The sequence below is a fragment of the Fibrobacterota bacterium genome (genome assembly GCA_019509785.1).
In the GTDB taxonomy this organism is placed as follows: domain Bacteria; phylum Fibrobacterota; class Fibrobacteria; order UBA11236; family UBA11236; genus Chersky-265.
The window spans coordinates 25102-47738 of the sequence record JAEKLQ010000068.1 but is presented as its reverse complement, the minus strand read 5'-3'; the positions used below and the strand labels follow the sequence as shown (position 1 = coordinate 47738).

Here is a 22637-nt window from a genome sequence, read left to right as displayed (position 1 = left end):
CCATCCGGTACACCGGCGAGCCCGGCGGTCCACCGGTACGTTACCTTAATCTGACCATTTTTTAATGTCCGGTTTGATTTCGCTTTTGGGAGAAGGCCGCCGCTTTTTGCTGATTTGAAAACATGATTCATTGAGTAAATTTGCGGGGTGTCCGTTCGCCAAAGCTTTCGCTTCTGGCTTTGGTTTGCCGCACTCCCTGTCAGCGTTTGCGCCACGACCACCCAGAAGTCTTTCGCATTCTATTATGGAGCGAATCCTCCCTTGCAGGAGCTTCGCGTTTTCGATCATGTCATCCTCGAACCGGATCACGTGAATGGCCCTGCGCCCGTTTTCGGACCCGGGGATTCGGCCTCCGCCAATCGCTGGATAGCCTACGTAGCCTTGGGCGAAGTCCACCGCAGCCGGAACTATTACCGTAAAATCCCCAAGCAATGGATCCTGGGCGAAAATCCCGCCTGGGGCTCCGCCGTTCTCGATCAAACGGCGGAAGCGTGGCCTGATTTTTATTTGGCGCATGTCATCGTTCCGCTATGGAAACGGGGATATCGTGGTTTCTTCCTGGACGCCCTTGATTCTTATGAATTGTACGTGAAGTCGCCGGAAGAGCGGGCCCGGCAGGAAAAAGGCCTCATAGCGGTGATCCGCCGCATCAAGAAGGCTTATCCCGAGGCCCGCCTGGTTCTGAACCGGGGCTTCGATCTGCTGCCGGAAATCCATGAGCAAATCTACGCTGTGGCCTTCGAATCGCTTTTTCGGGGATGGGATGCCGCGCGCGGGAAGTTCACCGAGGTATCCGAGCAGGACCGCTTCTACCTGTTGGACAAGGCCGGCCAGGTTACCAAAAAATATGGCTTACCGGCCATCGCCATCGATTACGTGCCCGCTTCCGATCGCGATCTGATGCGCGCCACGGCGGAACGGATCCGGGACGTGGGGCTGGTACCGTGGGTGACCACGCCGGGCCTGGACATGCTCGGGGTAGGCTCCGTGGAAGCGGTGCCCCGCCGGATCCTCATGCTGTACGACGGGGAGGAGGGCGGCGATCTCGACGAATTGGCCATCCACCGCAATGCCGATCCCATGCTCACCTACCTGGGTTACATCCCGGAATTCCGCGACATCCGTCTTCCTCCGCCGAACTTCCCGCTGGCAGGCCGCTACGCCGGCATCCTTTGCTGGCAAGCGGGCGGAACCCCTCCGGTCAGCTCGGCGATGGCTACCTGGTTGGTTGCCCAATCCGCCGAGGGGATGAAAATCGTTTTTTGGGGCGAGCTCCCTTTCTCGTGGACCGGCCCCCACGCCCAGGCATTCGGCTTCCGGCCTTCGCGGGCTTCCGCCAAGGACACGGTAGTGCGACTGGTGCAGTCCGAAAAGGTGATGCACTTCGAGATGGAGCCGCTCCCCGACGCCCGCGCCTTCCGGCCCTTGCGCATCGCGGCCGGGAAGCCTCTGCTCCAAATCGCCGGCGTACGCGGGGACACCATGGTGGCCGCGGCCTACACGCCCTGGGGCGGTTACGTCCTGTCTCCCTTCCTGATGCGGACCCTGCCGGACAATCGACTGGAAAGATGGGTGACGCAGCCTATGGAATTCCTGGCGCAGGCCCTGCGCCTGCCGGTATTGCCCGCGCCCGATATCACCACCGAGAACGGTACGCGTTTGCTGATGGTCCACGTGGACGGGGACGGATTCGCCAACCGGGCGGATTGGGTCCCCCATCCCTTCGCCGGGGAAGTCCTGGAGCAGGAAGTCCTCTCCAAGTATCCCTTCGCCACGACCTTCTCCGTCATCGAAGGGGAGGTGGCGCCCAAGGGTATGTATCCCCAATCCAGCCCGCAGACCTTGCCTGTCGCCAAACGGATCCTGGCGCTCCCCCAGATCGAGATCGCCAGCCATACCTATTCCCACCCTTTCAATTGGGGCCGATTCGCGCGCGGCGGCAAGGAAGGGAAAGAGAACCACTTGGACATTCCCGGATTCCGTTTCGGGCCCGATCTAATGCAACGGGAAGTGGGCGGGTCCATCGACTACATCAACAAGGAACTGGCCCCTCCCGGCAAAACCTGCAAGGTTCTGCTTTGGTCCGGGAATTGCAATCCGGATTCCCGCACCGTCGGATTGACCTATGCCGCCGGGGTAGCCAATATGAACGGCGGCGAGACGGTGATCACGGCCTCGAGCGATAGCTGGACCGGCATCGCCCCCATAGGGCTGAACAAGGGCGGGTTTTTCCAGGTGTACGCCCCGAACCAGAACGAAAACATGTACACCAATGAATGGACCGGCCCTTTTTACGGGTACGAAAACGTGATCGAAACCTTCGAACGTACCGATAAGCCAGTCCGCTTCAAGCCCGTGGACATCTATTACCACAGCTACTCGGGCTCCAAGGAAGCCTCCCTGAAGGCCCTGAAGAAGGTGTATGACTGGGCGCTGGGTCGCGAGCTCTATAACGTCTACGTATCCGAATATACCGCCAAGGTCCTCGACTTCAACGGCATGGCGCTTGCTCGCTCAGGCGAGGCATGGCTCATCCAAGGCGGGGGATCGCTCAGGGAATTGCGTATCCCGGCATCCATGGGATATCCGGATTTGGCCCGTTCGGAAGGCGTGATCGGCTACGCCGACGCCGGGGAGTCGCGCTACATCCACCTATCCGGAGCGACGTGCAAATTGGTTCTCTCCCCCAAACCCCCGGAACGGCCTTACCTGGCCGCCGCCAATGCCGTTCTTTCGGATTGGGCCTCGGACGGGCGGCGCCTTAGCATGACGCTGGAAGGCCATTTGGATCTCGTCTTTTCGTTGGGAGGGGCCGGGCGGTGCCGGATCAAGGCCGATGGCGCGCCCGTGGGCGGGAAAGCCGGCCCCGGCGATCGCCAAACCTTCCGCATCGCCTCTCGCAAGGCCCGTATCGAGGCGGACTGCCCATGAGCCCGTCCCATCTTCCCCGCCGCCGTCTCTTGCCCCCTTGGGCCTTGGCCCTCTTCGGGGCGGCCATGCTCATGATCATCGTCCTGATTTTCCCGAAGGCCTCGGTCTTCCAGCAACTCGGGGGCGGGGGCGGGGGCGATGCCGATCATGGGGACAGCGTGCGCGTGCTGCTTTTGCGCAGCCTGCTGGCGAAAGGGGAAAAGGGGTTTCCCTTGCGGCGCGAATATATCCGCCAACTCGGGCTCACGGGGGATTACGCGGGAGCCTTCGCGGAGTTCGATCGCTTGCAAACGGATCGCGGAAGTCCGCGGGACAGCTTGTGGATGCTGGAAATCGAGGTCGCCTCCTGGGCCTTCTCCTCCGCATCAGGCAAGGACGCGAATGCCGCGGCGCGCTTGCGGACGGCGGGGGAAGAATTGCTGCAAGGAGGGACGCCGTCGCATCTGGCCTGGGCCGGGGAAAAGGCGGGAGCCGGCGGCGCGTATGATCTGGCCGCCAAGTTATACCTGCGGGCCGCGGGCGCGGATTCGCTTCACCCGGCCTGGTACCGTCGCTCGGCGGAAATGAGCCGGGCCGCGGGCGATTGCCAGGGGGCCTCGGCGGCGCTTTTCGCGGCCCTGGATGGCCGGAAGGACGGGGCGGTACTGAAGGATGCGGCGGAGCGCAAATCCGCGTTCCTGGACGGCTTGCGCGACTTGCAAGCCTGCGGCCGACTGGACGAAGCCCTGGCCGCCGCCGACAGCCGCATGCGGGAATGGAGCGGCGACACCGAGGTACTGCTTTTCCTGGTACGTTTGGCCCAAGCCGCCGATCGGCCCGGCCAGGCCCAACGTTACGCCCAACTTTTGGTCAAGCCCATCGCTTCCGGGCCCCGCCCATGAGGCATACCGGAAGCGGCCTGCTGATCCTGTCGGCGGCCGCGATTTTGACGTTCGCCTGGCCCGCCCTTTCGGCCGGCATTCCAGAGGCGGATGCCTCCGGTAACTCCGATGTTACGGGCGCCAAGCCCTTCCGCGCCTTCAACGATACCGTTTACGCGCTGGCATACGATGTTTTCCTGGCGGCGCGCAACGTCAAGGACGCCTTCGAGTTGGCGAAGGAGGCGGTGCGCCAACGCCCGGAGCTTTCCGCTTGGCGGGAACGCCTGGCCAAGACCGCGGAGTGGGCCGGGGACCCCGCCCTGGCCCTGCGCGAGTGGGAATACCTGGGCGCGCATGGCCGTCGCGGGGAGGCCTATCGCGAGGCCGTGCGCCTGGCAGCGGCCTTGCGGGATTACAACGCGTCGGTGCGGGCTTGGGAAGGGATCGCCGCCGAGCAGGATCTGGACGCGGCGGAGTGGAGCCAGTTTCTGGATGCCTACGAAAACAGCGGCGAGCCCGGGAAGGGCATCGAACGTTTGCGGAAGCGCCTGGCCGGCCGCCCCGATTCCGTGCTCACGCTTAAGCTGATCGAACTCCTGGAGCGTACGGACCGGGATGCGGAAGCCCTGAAGACGCTGGAAACGATGGCCTCGCAATACGGGAACTCCCCCGCCATCGGGCTCCGTCGCGCTGAAATCTACAGCCGCCGGGGCCGCATCCGGGAGGCCGCGGCGGTCCTGGATGCCGTGCATGGCCTGGCCACGGGCGAGGCCGAACGGATCCCTATCTTGCGCCTCCAGGCTTCCGCATACGTTTGGATGCAGAGGTACGGGGACGCCCTCAAGGCCTATCGGGCGCTTTTCGAAAGCGGGCGTTATGACGCCGCGGATTTGCGGGATCTGAACGGGCTGGCCCGCTTGCGCGATCCGGACCTGGCCATGCGCGCCGCAGTCGCGGGATGGGCCAAGTTCCGTGAACCAGATATGTTGGTGTATTACCTGGAGCGATGCATCGAAGTCGATCGCTGGGATCTGGCCTCGCGCGCCTTGGCCGGCTTGACCCCGGATCAATGGGCCCTGTTCACGGACGCGCCCTACTTTTACGTGCTGGCGGCGCGGATCCATCAGAAGGAAGGTAAGCCCGCTTTGGCCCGCCGGGAATTCCAGCGCGCCCTTTCGCAAGAACCCGGTTCCGAGGATTTCCAATCGGGATACCTGTGGCTGCTGATCGAGCAAAGCCGCCTCTCGGATCTGGCGGTCTATGCCGATCGCTGGAACCGCGGTCCCGCCACGCCGCAATCCCTTCTCGAGCCCCTGGCCATGGCCAACAAGTTGTTGCAACGCCATCGCGAGGCTTTGGCGTATTTCCGATTGCTGGACCGGGAAGGGGAGCATCCCGATTTCCCGTTCCTCTTGAGTTACGCCGAGATCCTTGAGGAGGCCGGCGATGGGCAAGGCGCCCTGCGCGCATATCGGCGCGCAGGGGAAGCGATGCGGGCGCCACCGGCTCCCGGGGACGATCGGCAAGGCCGGGAATGGCTCGAAGCGGAGGCGCGTTGGGCATGGAAGTTCGGCTCCAGCGATGAAACGGCCGGCCGCATGGCGGCCTTGAACCGGCAATTCAAGGGCGGCTCGGGCAGCAAGGAAGCGGCATTCTCCTGGAGGGTCGACCGCGGGGAAAACCCCGAGGATGCCATGGCCGCCCTGGGCGGCGCCGGGACCGGTGAAAAGGATTTCCCCGCTTGGGCCCAGTTGGCGGTGGCCATGCGGACCGAGAACGTAGGCAAGGTCGCCGATCTGCTGGACAACAAGGAAGCGGGATTGGGCGCGGAGGACAAGGCCCGCGCGGCGGCCTTTTTGGGGAACGCCCGGGCGGCGGCGGGGTACGCCGGCGAAGGCGGCATGGGCCTGGCCTCCATTCCCGAGCCCACCGGCATCCGGGCCTTGCGCGGGGCCGCCGGCATCGGCGGCGGATACGAGGCGGACCGCCATCTTTTTTACGATGAGGAGAAGGCGGTCTTGCAGGGCGACCGGCCCATGGGCGCGGGAGTCCTTTTGAGCGCGCACGCGGAAACGCGCCGGCGGCCATGGATCTCGAAAGACCTCGACGTGACGGTTCCCGATCGGGAAGACGCCGGAAACCTGGAACTCAAGCGTGTAACCCGGCATGGAACCACCCGTCTGGCGGCAGGCATCCGCTCGACTTCCGCCGCCGCCGTGGGCGGCTCCCGGGATCCGCTTTATTCCGTGACCGCCGAGCAGGACTGGCGTCCGATGCGTGAGGTTTCGATCATCGCCGGCTATGACCGGAACGCGCTCGCGGAAGAAAATCCCATCCTGGCCATCGCGGCGGTGAAAGAATGCTGGCGGGGCGGCTTGCACCTTTCCCTGCCGGCCGAAGTCGATTTGGATCTGCATCTGGCCCGCGCCGGATTCCGCTCTTGGGACCGCCGTTGGTTGGGCGAAGGCGCCTTGGCGCGCGTCGTCGTCGAGCACCGCCTTTTGCCATCGCTGTCGGCGGGCACCAGTTTCGCCTACAACGGTTTCGCGTCGGCCCAAGCCATGCCGGGGCCGAAAGGGATTTCCCTGATTGGCGGACTGCTTACGCCGAAGGAATTCCCCCAAACCTTTTGGCACGGTTCGGCCTACCTGGAATGGCAGGACCGGACCCGGCCGGAAGCCGGTTGGCTCCCCTCTCCGACCGCGTCCTTCGAACTGGGACGGAACTATTTTCCCGATCCCGGATCCGAAGGACCGGGGGCATGGGCCAATGAATTGGCGGTCCGGGCGGGATTCACCCTGAAGCCTTCCGCCGCGCAAAGGATCACCGCTCTCGCCGAGTACGCGAGCGGCCTCCTGACCCGCAACGAATCCGAATCCGCATTATCCTTGAACTACGCTTGCACTTTCAGATGAGGAAAACGAGATGAATCCATGCATGAAAACGGCGGTCTGCCTGATCGCCGCCGCCTTGGCCGGTTGCTCCCCGATCCAGCACAGCGCCTCGCCGGCCATGTCCTGCTCGGAAAAGTGGGCGGTGCTGCCGTTCCACAATTATTCCGAGACGCCGCAAGCGGGTCCGGCGGTCGCCCGCATCGTGGAGAACGCCTTGCGCAGCCGGGGGCTGGCCGATCTCCACTATTACCCGTCCTCCCTCGACGACAGCTTGGGCGAGTACGGCATGAGCCAAGGGCAATACGAGCGGGCCCTGGATTGGGCCAAGGGGCAGAACGCCCGCTATGCGGTGACCGGCTCGGTGACGGAGTGGCGCTACAAGAGCGGCATGGACGGCGAACCCGCGGTGGGCCTGACCTTGGAAGTGGTGGACGTGGAAAGCGGCAAAGGCATCTGGAGCGCGGGAGGCGCGAAAACCGGTTGGAGCAACGATGCCTTGAGCGGCGTGGGTTTGAAGCTCATCAAGAATATGGTGTCCAAGGCGACCATCTCGTGCAATTGAGGTCCGGATGTTCCTGAATCGGCAGTCCCGCGAGGAAATGAAGGAGCGATCCTTCCTCCCCGCCGCGGCGGAGTCCGTCCTGTTGCCGGCGTTCTGCCTTATGCTTTGCCTTTGGCTGCGGCCCAAGGACCCGTTCTTCCTGGCCGCGCCCTTCCCTTGGATCTGGCTGGTTCCCATACTGGCGGCCTTGCGCTACGGCTCGGCCGCGGCCCTGATCGCTTCCCTGACCCTGGCCGCCGGTTGGAGCCTTACGGCCGCGCGAGGGATGGATTTTCCCCGCGGCTTTTTCCTGGGAGGTTTCATAACCACCTTCCTGTGCGGTGAGTTCCGCGATCTCGGATTGGCCGAGGTACGCAAGGAACGCAAGACCCGCGAACATCTCGGCCTGCGCCTGGACGAGCTGGGGCGCGCCCACCACGTGTTGGCGGAATCGCATGAAAGGCTCATGACCGATTTCATCGGGCATCCCCCCACCCTGCGGGACGCCCTCGCCGAAATCCCCCGCGCCGCCTCCGGCCGGCTGGACGCCGAATCCGCGCAAGCCCTGCTCGTTTTCCTGGCGCGCTTCTTCCAACTCGAAACCGCCGCGCTCCACCTTATGGAAGAAGATGGGCTGCGGGCCGACCCCATCGCGGCCTTGGGCCACGCCCGCCGTCTCGACGGAAGGGAAAAATTGATCGCCGCCTGCCTGGAAACCCGATCCCTTTGCCATGCCCTCGAAGACGCGGGAGCGCCCGCACCCCCAGGTGCGCCCGCTCCGGCAGGAGCGCCCGGACCCTATCTGTTCGCCGCCCCCGTTGCCGCGGTAGGAGGACCCATCCTGGCCGTCTTGGCCGTGGAAAAGATGCCCTTCTTCGCCTTCCAGGAAGAAAACCTCCGCGGCCTCTTCGCCGCCCTCGGATATTACGCGGACACCCTGGCCGCCGGAGCCCTGGCCGCGCAAGTGATCGCGAAAGCGCCGGATTGCCCCCCCGAATTCGCGGCAGGATACTTGCGCCTCCACCGCTTGCAGGCCACGTCCGGCGTGCCGGGCGTCTTGGCGGCGCGGATCGCGCCCGCCGGTTCCGAAGGGGAAATCCCCGCGCCCAGGCGCGGAGCCGATCTGACCTGGCGCCGCGAAGCCCAGGACGGAAGCATCGCCTTGATCCTGTTGATGCCTTTCTGCGGCGAAGAGCAGGCTAGGGCCGCGCTCGCCAGGCTGCCGGGCGGACCGGGGCGGACGCAAGTGAAGGCGCTGACCCGGAACGAACCCGTGCGGGAATTATCCGACTTCCTCGCATCATTGGAAGCGTCCGTAGACCTCGCCCCGCGGATGGCAACGGGAAGGAAACCATGAATAATGGTTCTCAAGATTCCCTTCCGCCCCCGCGTATCCCGGTATTACAGATGGTACGGCTGGCGCGCATCCTGGCGGCCGCGGCGGCCATGACCGTGGAAGCGGTAACGGCCCGGGATTTCCTGGGGGCGCCCGCCGGCTCCGCGCCCATGCTCCCCCTGCTCCTGCTCCATTTCGCCGCTTGCGCCTTGTTCGGCCTCGCCTTCCTTCCGGCCCAGGGCAGAGACGCGGGCCGGCGATGGTTCACGATCTTCGTCTTCGCTTTTTCCTTCGCATTGCCCTTGCTGGGCATGCTCGGGATCGTATTCGGGGCGCTCCCGGCCTTGTCCAGGGAAGCGAAACCGGGACGACGGTCGTACGGGATCCTTCGCGATGATCGCGCGCGGATCGCCTTCCCCGTTTACCCCGCGCGCCATGGCCCGGGCGGATTCCGCGCCCGCTTGCTGGCGCGCGGTACGCCGGCGCAGCAACGCATGGGCGCCTTACTTGCCATCCGCCGACGCTCCAGCCCCCGCGGGAACCGCCTGCTCAAGGAAATGTTGCGCGATCCCGTCGATGAACTGCGCTTGGCGGCATACGCCGCCTTGGAGCGCATGGAACGGGATTCCCAGGCCTCCCTCTCGGCCGCCCATGCGGTCTTGCGCGAAGCGGGGTACGGGCCCGGCCGCCGGGCCGCCCTGCGGCGAGTGGCCTTCCTCCACTGGGAAGCCGCCTACCAGGAACTGGCGGACGGGGAGGTTTCCCGGCACCATCTCGAACAAGCCTTGCCTGCCGCCCAGGAACTCCTGGATCTGGATCCCGGGGACGCATTCATGGCCCTCTTGAAGGGCCGTATCCTGGCGCGCCTGGGAGCCTGGGACTCCGCGCAAAGCGCCTTCGCCGATGCGGCCGGATCCGGGGCGCAGGCCTCTCGGCTGCTTCCGCATCGCGCCGAATCCGATTTCCAAAAGGGGGACTTCGCCGCCGTTCGCGGCCACCTCGCGGAACTGCGCGGGCAAAGCCAGGGCGGCCCTTTGGAGCCGGTGATCCGGTTCTGGCTGGGACGGGATCGCTGACATGCCGACCACCCCCAAGATTCCCACCGCCGCATCCGCCGACGTCGCCTTATTGCTCGAAGGCACCTACCCCTTCGTCCGCGGGGGCGTCTCCGCCTGGGTCCATCATTTGATCCAAGGCTTCCCGGAAATCCGCTTCGCGGCGGTCTTCCTTGGCAGCGAGCCGGGCGCGTATAAAGGCATCCGTTACGAGTTGCCACCGAACCTGGTGCATCTGGAAGTGCATTACCTTTACGACCGGTCCCGAGCGAAGCCCCGCGAAGAGACCCGGGTCGACCCTCACGCATTCGCCGACATGCGCGCCATGCACGAAGGCTTCGCCGCGCCCGGCGGTTGCCCGGCCCACGTGCTCGCCGCCAACGCGGATCATCTCTTGGCGGGGCGGCTCGGCGAAGGCCAGTTCCAAGGCTCGCGGGAAGCCTGGGACATGATCACCGCCTATTACCGGGATCACGCTCCCGATTCGTCCTTCCTGGATTATTTCTGGACCATCCGCTCCATGCACGATCCCGTATGGGCCCTGGCGCGCATCGCGCGCGGACTCATACCGGCCCGTTGCTACCACAGCGTATCGACCGGCTATGCCGGGTTCCTGGGCGCGCTGCTCTCGCAAGCGCGCAAGCGGCCGTTCGTCCTGACCGAGCATGGCTTGTACACGAAAGAACGCAAGATCGATCTGCTGCAAAGCGCATGGATCGAGGGGGGCGGCGAGGCGCCGGGCGGCGAGGCGCCGGGCAGCGAGGCGCCGGGCGGCGGGACCCCGGGCGCAAAGCCGGCCGGGGGAAGCCTGGGCGCCGAAGGGCCGGAAGGCAGCTATATCCGCCGGCTCTGGATCCGCTTCTTCGAGGCCTTGGGGAAATCGGCCTACGCTGCGGCCGATCCCGTTATCTCCCTATACCAAGGAATCCGCCAACAGCAAATCCAGGATGGCGCCGCCGCCGACCGGGCCATCTCCATCCCGAACGGCATCCGCCTGGAACGCTTCCAGCCCTTACGATCCCGGCAGGCGATCCCGCCGAAGCCCATCTTCACCCTTATCGGCCGGGTGGTTCCCATCAAGGATATCAAGACCTTCTTGCGCGCCATGCGGTCGGTGCGCGCGCGGGTGCCCCGGGCCGAAGGCTGGATCGTCGGCCCGGGCGACGAAGATCCCGCCTACTTCGCGGAATGCCAGGCCTTGGCCGAGGCCCTCGGCCTTTCGGATACCGTCCGCTTCCTCGGTTTCCGCGACGTTAACGAAGTTTTGCCGCAAACCGCCGTGCTGGTCCTCAGTTCCATCAGCGAGGCCCTGCCCTTGACCTTGCTGGAAGGCTTCGCCGCGGGGGTTCCGGCGGTCTCCACCGACGTAGGCTCCTGCCGGCAGCTGATCCAGGGCAAGGAGGAGGATGCGGAGGATAAAGCCATCGGCGCGGCGGGCCGGGTGGTGGGCATAGGCGATCCGGCGGCCTTGGCCGAAGCGATAGCCGGGCTCTACCAAGACCAGGAAGAATGGTCTCGCGCCCGCGCCGCCGCCATGACCCGGGTCGAGCGTTATTACACGGAACGGCTCATGTTGGATCGCTACGCGGAGATCTACGGGAAGGCCCTGGCCTGAAGGGGCCGCGGTGATGTCATGGCAGGCATAGGTTTCGGCATCCGCGATCTTTTGCGCAGGGATACCTTCCTGGGTTTCTTCCGCGCGTATGCGTACGCGGGCGTCATCGGCTCCGGCCCTTGGATCCTTTCCTTCGCCGGCATCCTCATGATCCATATCCTGGGCCGCCGCCTGGGCATCCCGGTCCGGCTCATCACCCAATTCCAAACCTCGGTCACCTACGTCATCGCCGCCAGCCTCGTCTTCAGCGGGGTCCTGACCTTGTCCTTCACGCGTTACGCCTCCGACCGGATATACGAGAATAAGCCCGAGCGGGTAGGCCCGGCCTTCCTGGGCGCCTTGACTCTCATCACCGCAGGCAGTTTCGCCCTGGGCCTGCTCCTGGCCGCCTTCGCCTTCCCGGGCCAGAGCCCGGTTTATCGCATCTTCATGGTGATGTCCTTCGTGACCATGAACTGCATCTGGCTTTCCGCCTCCCTGCTCTCGGGCCTCAAACGCTATCTGGCCTTGGTAGGATTGTTCGGGATCGGTTACGCGGTCGTGGTGGCGGTGTCCCTGGCCTTACGCTCCCGCGGGCTGGAGGGCCTTCTGGGAGGCTTCCTGTTGGGCCATTTCCTGATGCTGACGGGAATGCTCCGGCTTATCCTGGGCGCCTTTCCGGCGGCGACGTCCGCCGGCGCGAGCGTGCGTTTCGATTTCCTGGAGCGGCGGCATTGGTACGCGTCCCTCACCTTCGCCGCCCTGGCCTACAATCTGGGGATCTGGGCGGACAAGGCCTACTTCTGGTACGCGCCGCATCTGGGCCAGCCCATCATAGGGATGCTGCGCTCCTCCCTCATCTACGATATCCCCATCTTCCTGTCCTACGTCGCCACCTTGCCCGGGATGGCCGTATTCCTGGTGCGCATGGAAACCGATTTCGCCGAGAAGCATAAGGATTATTACGGCGCCATCCATGGGGGCGCCACCCTGGGGCAAATCGCGGGGGCCAAGGACGAGATGGTGGATACCATCCGGCAGGGGTTGCTGGAGATCGCGAAGATCCAGGGCCTGGGCGTGCTCTTCGCCATGATCTGGGGCCCGGCCATGCTGCGCTGGCTGGGCATCTCCCAACTCTATCAGCATCTGCTCTACATCGACGTCGTGGCCGCGGGGATGCAGGTGGTATTCCTGGGGCTGTGCAACGTCCTCTTCTATCTCGACAAACGGCGCGCGGTGTTGGGGCTGTCCTCGCTCCTGCTCGCGTCGAATCTCCTTTTCACCATGGCGAGCGTGAGCCTGGGGGCCGAGTTCTATGGTTACGGTTTCGCCGCGGCCCTGCTCGTCGCCGTGCTGGCGGGGCTCTGGACATTGGACCGGAATCTCCACGATCTTGAGTTCCGTACCTTTATGAGGCAACCATGAAATTTGCGCTTCGGCTCACGGTCATTACCGCCGCCATCGGGTTCGCCCTGCCGGCGGCCGGCGCGCGCATCACTTCGCATTTGACCCACTATGGCGCTTGGCAGGAAAGCGATGTCGCCCTCTTCCAGCGCTTCGGGCTCGTCGCCTTGCAATCGGGAACGTATTCCCCTCCCGAATCGGAGGCCCAAGCCATCGCCCGCGTACGCGCGAACGGCACCAAGGTCTTGCTTTACATTTCCATCGGCGAAGACGCCTCCACGTTCAACCAGGCGGCGCCTGCGCATGGCGATGGCCGCGGGCCCGTACACTATGACGAAAAGGGCCTTACCACCATCTACGAGAATAAGGGAATCGCTTCCTATTACCTCGACGAGTGGAACGCCAAGGGCATGGACGCGGACGGGGTGAATAAGGTGCCGGACGGGATCCCGGATCGCCAAGGCGATTGGGGGGCTTGCCTCGTCAATGCCGGCGATACGGCCTGGCAACGGGTGGTGCTGACCGAGGCGGCGCGCTTGATGGCCCTGGGGGCCGACGGGCTGTTCCTCGACACCCCGGAAACGGCCGATCCCTGGCATGGCTACGGTTGGACCGCGCCGGGCATGTCCGATCTGATCCGCCGCCTCCGATTGGCGTACCCTGGGAAGTACCTGCTCCTCAACCGGGGGCTTTTCTTCTTCGATCCGGATTATCCCTTGCAGTACGGGGCGAGCCCGCGGAAATACGTGGATGGAATCCTGTTCGAAAGCTTTTACACCGGGAGCAATTACACCACGGACCAAGGGGGGAACGGGATATGGCAACCCAGTCCGTACTTCGGGTCGAATAAATTCATCAGCGCGCCCCGCCTCAACGCCGAAATGAACCGGCCCGACAGCCGGGGGGCCGTTTTCCACCTCGACTACGTGGCCGATCCGGCGCGCATCCTCCAGGATCATCCCGACTTGTTCCGGACCATCCAGCGGGAGGCGGTGGTGGAGCAGGGATGGGTGCCGGAGGTCAACGATCGCCTGCTGGGCCAAGCGCCCACGCTGTTCCTCGACAATCCCGCCCAGGCCGATCGCGATCCGCCCAAATGGCGGAATACCGTTTCCGGAAGCGTGGATACGAACGCCCCCCCGCCGCCCCGGGTGGGCTTGCTGAAGGCCATCCCGGGTAACGGGAAGGTTACCCTACGCTGGGACGTCGCGGCCGATCAGACCTGGCCGGTGAAGTACAACGTCTACTACTCCAAGAACGCTCCCCTGGATTTCGCCTCGTCCCCGCATCTGGAGGCGGTGGCGACCGAGGTGGGGGCGGATTACACCGACCGCGCCCATGAAGGCGCCGACGATGGCTGTCCTTATCAATTCACCGTGACCGGCCTTGCGAACAATGCCTTGTACCGCTTCGCGGTACGCGCCGAGGACGGTACCAGCGGCGCGGCGCCCGCCTCGGGTCGCATCGGGCCGGGCGGCGGCATCGAGGACACCAATGGCGTGGTCCTCATGGCCATACCGCGGGATTCGGCCGCCTACCCGATCTCCATCGACGGCGCCTTCGGAGATTGGGGAGCCATCACGTCGATTACCGACCCGTCCGGGGACGGAAGCGGGGTCGATTTCACCGGACTCTCCGCCACCGACGACCAGAATTACCTCTACCTCTTGCTTCAGTATCAAGGGAATGCCGATCCTGCCAAGACCGTTCTGCTTTTCAACTCCGATCGCCGGGGCAATACCGGCGATCCCGCGGCGGTGGGGGGCGGCTTCCACGGAGCGGACTACAAATGGGAAGCGGGAAACTTCTATAAGTACCAGGACGGCGATTGGGCCGAATCCCCAGGCACCGTGGTCATGGAGTTTTCCGGCAACCGGTTGGAACTGCGTATCGCCAAGCGGGATTTGGAGGCGGCGGGGACCGGGATCGATCTGCTCGCGGCTTCTTCCGATCGGCACGAAACCCTGCCGGACCTGGGCCTTACCGGCTTTTCCTACTCCTTCACCCATGGAAACACCGAGCGCATCGTACCGCGGGAAATGGCGATCCCGCGCGCCATACGCATAAGCAACCGGGGCGACGGGCTGAGCATCGGTTTCCCCAATCCGAGGGGCCGGGCCGAGATCCGCATTTACGGACTTGACGGCAAGGTCCTCCTCGACCGCCCGGGACTGTCGGGAGAGGAAATGACCTGGTCGGGATCCGCCGAGCGGAAAGCCGTGGTCTTGATCTGGGTCCGGGCCGAAGGCGAGGCTCCCTTCTCGCGGCTTTGGATCCCTTAGTGCTCCTTGCCTGGGACCCCTAATGGAACGGGGCTAAGCCCCGTACTCCTTGCGGTAGGCGTCCATCCGCTTGAGCAATTGCGGATCAAGCTCCAAATGCACTTCCCCGGCCCCGCTCTTGAGGAATGAGAAAATATCCTCCAGGGTCACGATGGCCGTGGTCTTGAGCCCGAACTCGGACTCGATTTCCTTGAGCGCGGGCAGGTTCCCCTTGCCGCGTTCCATGCGGTCCACGGAAACCACGAGGCCCGTCGGTTCGATACCCGGCAACGCGATCAGGGGCAGGCTTTCGCGTATCGAGGTTCCGGCGGTCGTTACGTCCTCGATAATCACCACGCGGCAGGGCTTGTCCGGGTCGGGGCGGGAAGCGTAATTGTAACCGACCAGGGTTCCGCCTTCGCCGTGATCCTTGGGCTCTTTGCGATTGAAAGTGTAGCTGACATCGTGCCCGTACAATTCGTTCAAGGCGATAGCCGCGGTAACCGCCAGGGGGATTCCCTTATAGGCGGGCCCGAACAGGTTGTCGATCTCGCGGCCGAAGGCGGCGTGGATGGCGCGGGCGTAGAATTCGCCCAGCCTTTTCGCCTGGGAGGCGCGCACGTAGGCTCCCGTATTGATGAAGTAAGGCGTCTTGCGCCCGCTCTTGGTGGTGAAGTCCCCGAAGCGCAAGGCCCCCGCCGACAGCATGAACTCGATGAAGGATTGCTTGAAGTTTTCCATTGACCTTCCCAGCCCGATCGGTCTCCCACGTACCATCCGGTACAGGCCCGCCGCGGCGCCCGGGAAAATAGCAACTGCCGCGGCGATGCCGCGCCCGCGCGCCGCCGGCGCTTGCCGATCATTTATCTTCCCACCCCCGCGGGCCGGAGGTATACTCGAATTATGCCCGTCATGGACGTCATCCTCGGAGATCTCAACTACACCCTCGGGGTGGGCCGCGCCAACACCTTCCTGCGCGTGGCGGGAAACCTGGCCGGCGGGAACGCCGCCAAGTTGCACGTGATCCTGAACCGGGCCCTGGCGCATGCGAGCGGCAAGCTGATCTTCAGCCTGCAGGGATGCTATTCCATCGACTCGGCGGCCATGGCCGCCCTCGCCCGCCAACATCAGGCCTTCGCGGAAAAGGCCATGGAAATGGTCCTCGTCGAGGTCCCCGCGCAGATCCGAGCCGCTTTGGAAGGCAGCCATCTCGACTCCCTCTTCGAAATCTTCCCGTCCCTCCGGGAAGCCGAATTGAAGTACGGCCCGGTCTCCATCAGCGGCCTTTAAGTCCCCTTTAGGCATCTCGATCCATGGGGCCGCCTTGTCCCCGCCCCTCCGATTTTCCATTTTGCATTCCCGTCCCCCATCCTCACTACGGAGCGAAGCATGATCGCCAAAGCCATCGATTCCGCCTTGAACCCCTTGCTCGCCAAGCTGAACCGGGAGTACCTGCAAGCCCATTTCGCCAAGGAGGACGCTTTCTGGAAGGATAAGATGGGGCTGACCGCGCGCGTGGCCGGGGACTTCGAAAGCAAGGAGAACCGGTTGCAGGCGTGGGTTTCCGATCCCGCCTATCTGCCCGCGCTGCGGACGGAATTGGCCAAGCCCGATCTCTCCGGGGATGATCGCGTGGGCCTCCAGGGTTGGGTCCGCTTCTTCGAGGTGAACGCCATCGAAAATCCCGATGCCCGGGCCCTGGCCGAACGGATCGTGGGGATGGAAGGCCGGCTGCAGGAGGCCCGCGGCGCCATGAAACTCGGCTATCGGGACCCCATCTCCGGGGAAACCGTGCCGGCCAGTTCGGTGCGGCTCGGCCTGATGGTGCGGACCGCGCCGGACGAAGCGCTACGCAAAGCGGCCCATCGCGGTCTGCAATCCATCGAACGCGAGGTGCTGGACAAGGGCTTCCTGGACATCGTGCGCGAAAGGAACAAGCTCGGGCGCATGCTCGGCTACGAGGACTATTACGATTACAAGGTCTCGCGCAACGAAGGCTTCTCCAAGAAAATCCTGTTCGGGATCCTGGGCGATCTGGAAGCTCGCACCCGCGATGCTTGCAAGGCCGCCATCGACGCGCTCGCGAAGGAACGCGGGCCTTCAGCGCGGGAAGGCTGGAACCTGCTCTACCTGACCGCCGGGGACGTGACCGCGCAGATGGATCCTTATTTCGGTTTCGCTTCGGCCCTGGGGCGTTGGGGTCGTTCCTTCACGGCGTTGGGCATCAAGTATCGCGGGGCGACCCTCACCTTGGATCTGCTTGATCGCAAGGGCAAATACGAAAACGGGTTCATGCACGGTCCCGTACCCGGCTTCGTCGACGGCGGGAAATACCTGCCGGCCCGCATCAACTTCACCGCCAACGCCATTCCCGGCCAAGTGGGCAGCGGCCACCGCGCCACCGAAACCCTTTTCCACGAAGGCGGCCACGCCGCCCACTTCAGCAACATCCTCATGCCCTCCCCCTGCTTCGCGCAAGAGTACGCGCCTACCTCGGTGGCCTTCGCCGAAACCCAGAGCATGTTCCTGGACAGCTTCATCGAAACCCCGGATTGGCTGGCTCGCTACGCACGCGACGCGGCGGGAGGCCCCATGCCGTTGGAGCTGATCCGCTCCAACATCTCAAAGAAGCATCCTTACAAGGCCTTCGCCCTTAGGGCCATGCTCACGGTTTGCTTCGCCGAGAAGGCCATTTACGAAATGCCCGAAGCATCCCTCACGCCGGACAACGTCATCAAGACCCTTCGCGAGATCGAATCGGGCATGCAGTTCCTGAACGAAGGCACGCGCCCGGTCTTGAGCGTGCCTCACCTGCTCTCGGGTGAATCTTCGGCGTATTACCACGGTTACGTCTTGGCGGAGATGGCCGTGCATCAGACCCGCCGATTTTTCGAGAAGCGTGACGGATATCTCGTAGACAACCCGGCCATCGGCCGCGACCTGGCGGAGCATTATTGGAAGCCGGGCAACTCCCTGACCTTCCCGGAAATGATCAAAGGCCTGACTGGCCAGCCTTTCGGGGCCGAAGCCACCGTCGAGATGGTGAACAAGCCCCTGGCCGAAGCCCTCGCCGAGGCGGAAAAGGCCTTCACGCGCGCGCGCGACGCCGTCCCCGGAGGGAAGGTAGACCTGGACGCCGTCATCCGCCTCGCGCACGGGGACGAGATCATCGCCAGCAACGAGAACGGCGAAAGCTTCGAATCGATCGAGAAGAAGTTCAGCGAATGGCTGGCGTCCGGGATCCCAGCTTGAGCGGGATGCGTCGATCCACCGTCGCCTATCCGTTCGCCCGGATTCCCTGGCTCCTGCTCTTCTCGGGCTTATCCTTCGGCCTCATTCCCGGCGGGAAATGGATATGGATGAATCCGCTCCCGCAGGGAAACCGCCTCTTGGCGGTGGACTTTCCCAGTCCCGACGTGGGCTATGCGGCGGGCGAAGACGGCGCCCTCCTCAAGACGACCGATGCGGGAACCAACTGGAAGGCCATGGCGGATCTCCCGGCCGAAGATTTCACGATGCTCCGATTCCCGGATGAGAATCACGGGTACTTGGCAGGGAATTACTCCCTATTACGCACCTCCGATGGCGGCGGAAATTGGAGCCGTGTAATAACCCCGCTCTACGCCAGACCATCCTCGATTCAGGCTACGGATGCGCAAACGCTTTACCTCTTGAATGGCGCCGACTCCCTGCTCAGAAGCCGGGACGGCGGTACGAATTGGCTGGGGTCGCCGATCCAAAAGGGGACCTTCTTCGAGGACTTGTCCTTCCCGGCCCCGGATACCGGATTCGCCTTGAGCGACAGCGGGATCTTTAAGACCACCAACGGGGGGACGACCTGGGTACGGCACAAATACGATTTTGCGAGCAACCCGGCTTCGGTCCTTTATTTCCTGGATACCCGTCACGGCTACGCGGTCGGGAATTCCGGCCACGCCTATCGCACCGATGACGGCGGGGCGACTTGGACGGACCGGGGAAGGACACGGATCAATCGGATCTATTCCGTTCGATTCACCAGTCCCGATACGGGATTCCTGGCCGGGGACACCTCTTCGAACTTCGGTTTAGTCGCGATCCTTAAAACCGTGGACGGCGGCAGGGACTGGTCTCCAGTTTCCCCGCCAGGCCTCACCACCCGATTCAACTCGATCGCTTTCACGGGGTCCCGTACGGGATACGCGGTGGGCGACACCGGAATCATCCTGAAAACCTTCGATGGAGGGGACTCCTGGTCGATGATCTCCACGGCCGTGACGACGGAGTGGTTGCACGATGCGCGATTTCTCGATTCCGCTACGGGAATCGCGGTGGGCGGCATCAATCTCGGGACCGACATCATCTTGAAAACCGGGGACGGAGGCAGGACATGGTCATCCTATTCCCTTCCCAAGCTCGGCGGCTTCCTTTCGATCGCCTTCGCGACGCCCCGCATCGCCGTCGCCGCGGGCCTGGGCGGGTCCATGGCGCGGACCCGCGACGGCGGCGACACATGGGAAGATATCTCAACGTCGATGAACGACTACCGCGCGGCCATCGTATTCCCATCCGCGGCAATCGGGTTCACTGCGGGGGCCGGGATTTGCAAAAGCACGGATAGCGGGGCGACTTGGATCCATCAGAGCGTCCCGACCCGGGAAACGCTCTACTCCATATTCTTCCCCGATACCCTCAACGGATTCGCCGTAGGGGACAATGGAACCATCCTGCATACGTCGAATGGCGGAGCCCTATGGGAAATCCAAACTTCGGGTCTTACATGGGCCTTGAATTCTGTTTGGTTCTCCACCCCCGAGAAGGGATTCGCCGCGGGCGGACCGATCCTGAAAACCCTTGATGGCGGAAAGCATTGGGATTCTATCCCTAATGCGGCGGTAGACGGCCTATCGTCGATCCGTTTCCTGGATTCCAAGATCGGTTTCGCGCTGGGTTCGGATGACATCCTCGAGACGCAAGACGGAGGGGAGACCTGGGAAGCGATGGCGTGCCCGACCCGGAACGGATTGTCTTCCATCATTCCCATCGATCGGGATTACGCGTACGCCGTGGGTCGGGACGGGGTAATCCTGAAATTGATTCCCGACAACGCCTCCAATGCGCGCCCGCCCATCCGGGCATCCCGTGGCCAGGCTCTTATGCGGAACGGAACGGTGGCCTACGCGTTGGAATCGGCGGCCCGGGTGCGGCTTTCGGCATTCGATGCCCGCGGACGGCGCCTCGCGGTCCTTCTCGATGAGACCGAACCCGCCGGCCCGCACGGGTTCAGGCTTCCTGACGCGTTTCGACGTAAAGGCTTGATCCTCGTATTGGAATCGAAGGGCGTACGCCATCGCTTCCTTCCGTGAAACTCCCGGCCCGTCCGCGCGCCGCTGCCCGCGCGGACTTTTCCAACGACTGTAAAAGCAGATCAGCGAGCGGGAAGGAAGTAGGCCTCCCCGATTTCGATATGATCGGGACCGTCGTCCTCTTGGTAGGCGCAAGCCAGCCCGATGACGCCCGCGCAGCCATCGAAGTTCAGGATGCGGCATTCGATCAGTTCCTTCTCCAGGCCGCCGCAAGCGGGCCCGGCGCAGGCCGGGTCGGACCGTTCCAGGAATTCCCCCAAGGAGATCGTCGCCGCCGAATCGCGGTTCACCCAGCGCGAAAAGCCTTCGGACACGCCGTCGATGGAATTCCACTCCATGTCGCGCAACTCGGGGCGGGGCACGAGGGAGGCGGATTCGAGTTCCTCGTACGCGAAGAGGGCCTTGAGCGGGAAGACGCTGGCGCGCAGGACGTCCCAGCGCAAGGTCCCGCCTGGGGACGGGCGGCCGCCCCGTTCGCTGCAAACCCGGAGTCGGGCGCGGCACTCTCCTTCCGAGGCCGTCCAAGTCTCGCATTGGCCGGGCTTGGGCGCCGACATGGGCGCTCCCAGCTTGTCCAGGAGGAAGTAGGCGTTCTTACGGTCGCGCAGATCCGGGAAGGACCATACCGAGGTGTCGGCGGAGGCCAGGCTGGCATCGGCCAGGCGCAAGGCCTCGCGAGCGCATGCCAACGCCGAATCCTTCAGCCCCAGCTTCTGGTAGCAGCCCGCCATATCGTTGCGGGCATTGGCATCATTGGGATCCAGGCGCGCGCAGGCGGAGTAGAGATCGACCGCCTCCCGGTATTTTCGCCCACGGTACAGCCCGTTGGCCCTTACTTTCAGCAGTTGGATGCGGCGGGCGATCATATCAAACCGAAGATGGCGAATCGCATGAGCAGGCGAAGGAATTCTACATCCGACGCGATACGGGGATCCACTCCCCGTATCGATCTATGCGGTTATGCCTCGGCCGGGTGGGCCTGAACCGATCGCCTTACGGTAAGGTCCCGTTGTGTTCGATGGCCCCGATATCGCAATTGGGCGGGGAGCTATTGGCGTTGGGGCGGTAAAATCCCCGCTCATCGTCGTAGGGGCAGTTATCCTGGCCCGACCCGGCGGGCTCGTACGCGCCAATCGCATGGCTGTTCGCGTAGGTCATCTGGGTGGGCAAGGTGAAGCCATACCCGTCGTTTCCGTTGTCCAGCAATACCTGCAATCCCGGATCGTAAGGGGCCCCGGACCATCCGATATACCCGAATCCGCTGGAACCGAAATAGTAGGAGCAATTGTCGATGATACCAACCATGTTGGTATTCTGATCGACGGTCCATGCGTAACTATTATCGCTGTAGCAATCGCGGCCCTCGTATCCGTAGAGCAGCGATGGATTCGGGATGGCCACCGAGTTCTCCGCGAGGATGTTCCCGTAGGATTTCAGGCTTCCCGAGAAATAGGACATTCCCAGTCCTCCGCCGTAATGGGATTCATCCCCGGAATTGTCGCTCCCGGCGACATTGTTGGCGATGGTGTTGAATCGCAAGAGTACGTCCGCATTCCCTTCCTGGAGATAAACGCCCCCGCCGCGCGCATACCCTTTGTTGCCGCTCACGGTCGTATTTTCCAAGGTGAAGGTACCGCCTCCGCCGTCCACGATCCCGCCTCCGCGGCAAGCCCCGTTATCCCGGACCGTAGAGGACTCGACGGTAAGGTCGGCATCGACAGCCCCGATACCGCCTCCGGAGTTCGTCCTCCCGCCGCCGCATTGCGTCCCTTGCAGGTTGGTATTGCTGTCCACCAGGGAATGAAACAGATAGAGGGTGGCGTCCTGGGCGAATAACCCCGAGCCCCAGAGATCGCCCCGGTTCTTCCGCACGATGCTGTAGTAGACGTACACGTATGCGTGAACGGCGCGCAATCCGCCTCCGCCTTCCAAGCCGATATCATTGTCGGCATAACCGTCGCGTATGGTGACGCCGTACAATTCCAGGAACGGATAGCTTCCATTGGTGCCGGTAATGTCCATAACGGGGAATCGGGAATTGATGTCCGCCGGTTGCTGCGCCGTAATGACGACGTTTTCCGGATGCATGGAATCGCCGATCAGCAGCAGCTTCCCTTGATATAGGGAGATGCGGCTGTAAATCGGGTAGGTACCCGGGGCGAGATACACGTAGTAGTAATCCCCGGGGTTGGAGTTGGCACTGTTGATAGCGGAGAGCAACCCTCGGGAGGTACGGATATGCATGGTGACGGAATTCGCGAATACGGTTCCATGGAAGGCAAACAGGGCGGCGAGCGCCAATCCGGCGCGAGAGACACGGGAAAGAAAGGCGGAGTGGAACATAGCGGCTCCAATGCTTTGGATCCAGGACACCTGGCCCTGGATTTAGATGGGCGGCGATCGGACTTTGTATCAC

General features: G+C 63.7%; 15 protein-coding genes. 12 read left to right on the top strand and 3 right to left on the bottom strand.

All coding sequences use genetic code 11. The features are described from left to right. Positions 1-261: 261 nt before the first annotated feature. The 9 genes from JF616_19635 to JF616_19595 are packed head-to-tail and all read left to right on the top strand — an operon-like array spanning position 262 to position 14897. Positions 262-2931, top strand: coding sequence for a bifunctional glycoside hydrolase 114/ polysaccharide deacetylase family protein (locus tag JF616_19635; protein MBW8889974.1), 2670 nt, complete (start codon positions 262-264; stop codon positions 2929-2931). Then, positions 2928-3812, top strand: a complete 885-nt coding sequence (locus tag JF616_19630; GenBank protein ID MBW8889973.1) for a hypothetical protein — start codon at positions 2928-2930, stop codon at positions 3810-3812. Before JF616_19635 ends, JF616_19630 begins: the two co-directional genes overlap by 4 nt. Next, complete coding sequence (locus JF616_19625) at positions 3809-6706, top strand: tetratricopeptide repeat protein (protein MBW8889972.1); 2898 nt, start codon at positions 3809-3811, stop codon at positions 6704-6706. The genes JF616_19630 and JF616_19625 overlap by 4 nt, the downstream gene beginning before the upstream one ends. Positions 6707-6716: 10 nt before the next feature. Next, positions 6717-7247: a penicillin-binding protein activator LpoB gene (locus tag JF616_19620; protein MBW8889971.1), complete on the top strand. Its 531-nt coding sequence runs from the start codon at positions 6717-6719 to the stop codon at positions 7245-7247. A gap of 7 nt (positions 7248-7254) precedes the next feature. After that, positions 7255-8583: a hypothetical protein gene (locus tag JF616_19615; protein ID MBW8889970.1), complete on the top strand. Its 1329-nt coding sequence runs from the start codon at positions 7255-7257 to the stop codon at positions 8581-8583. Further along, complete coding sequence (locus tag JF616_19610) at positions 8580-9638, top strand: hypothetical protein (protein MBW8889969.1); 1059 nt, start codon at positions 8580-8582, stop codon at positions 9636-9638. The genes JF616_19615 and JF616_19610 overlap by 4 nt, the downstream gene beginning before the upstream one ends. Before the next feature lies 1 nt (position 9639). Next, positions 9640-11232, top strand: coding sequence for a GT4 family glycosyltransferase PelF (gene pelF / locus JF616_19605; protein ID MBW8889968.1), 1593 nt, complete (start codon positions 9640-9642; stop codon positions 11230-11232). 18 nt (positions 11233-11250) lie between these two features. Further along, positions 11251-12636, top strand: coding sequence for an exopolysaccharide Pel transporter PelG (gene pelG, locus JF616_19600; GenBank protein ID MBW8889967.1), 1386 nt, complete (start codon positions 11251-11253; stop codon positions 12634-12636). Next, positions 12633-14897, top strand: coding sequence for a hypothetical protein (locus tag JF616_19595; protein ID MBW8889966.1), 2265 nt, complete (start codon positions 12633-12635; stop codon positions 14895-14897). Before pelG ends, JF616_19595 begins: the two co-directional genes overlap by 4 nt. Positions 14898-14930: 33 nt before the next feature. On the opposite strand, the gene pyrE is transcribed toward JF616_19595, so the two are convergent. Further along, entirely contained in the window at positions 14931-15617 is a 687-nt protein-coding gene (gene pyrE, locus JF616_19590) for an orotate phosphoribosyltransferase (GenBank protein MBW8889965.1), read from the bottom strand. Between the two features lie 162 nt (positions 15618-15779). Between pyrE and JF616_19585 the strand changes: the two genes are divergently transcribed. From JF616_19585 to JF616_19575, 3 genes are all read left to right on the top strand, one after another. Continuing rightward, positions 15780-16166 carry an STAS domain-containing protein gene (locus tag JF616_19585; protein ID MBW8889964.1) on the top strand — a complete coding sequence of 129 codons (387 nt, stop codon included), beginning with the start codon at positions 15780-15782 and terminating at the stop codon, positions 16164-16166. 99 nt (positions 16167-16265) lie between these two features. Continuing rightward, positions 16266-18128 (top strand): peptidase M3, encoded by a 1863-nt coding sequence (locus JF616_19580; GenBank protein ID MBW8889963.1) that lies wholly within the window; start codon positions 16266-16268, stop codon positions 18126-18128. Positions 18129-18133: 5 nt separating this feature from the next. Continuing rightward, a complete protein-coding gene (locus JF616_19575) occupies positions 18134-20221 on the top strand; it encodes a hypothetical protein (protein MBW8889962.1) in 2088 nt (695 codons plus the stop codon). A gap of 62 nt (positions 20222-20283) precedes the next feature. On the opposite strand, the gene JF616_19570 is transcribed toward JF616_19575, so the two are convergent. Next, positions 20284-21087 (bottom strand): hypothetical protein, encoded by an 804-nt coding sequence (locus JF616_19570; protein MBW8889961.1) that lies wholly within the window; start codon positions 21085-21087, stop codon positions 20284-20286. A gap of 127 nt (positions 21088-21214) precedes the next feature. Beyond that, complete coding sequence (locus tag JF616_19565) at positions 21215-22564, bottom strand: hypothetical protein (GenBank protein MBW8889960.1); 1350 nt, start codon at positions 22562-22564, stop codon at positions 21215-21217. Positions 22565-22637: the final 73 nt, after the last annotated feature.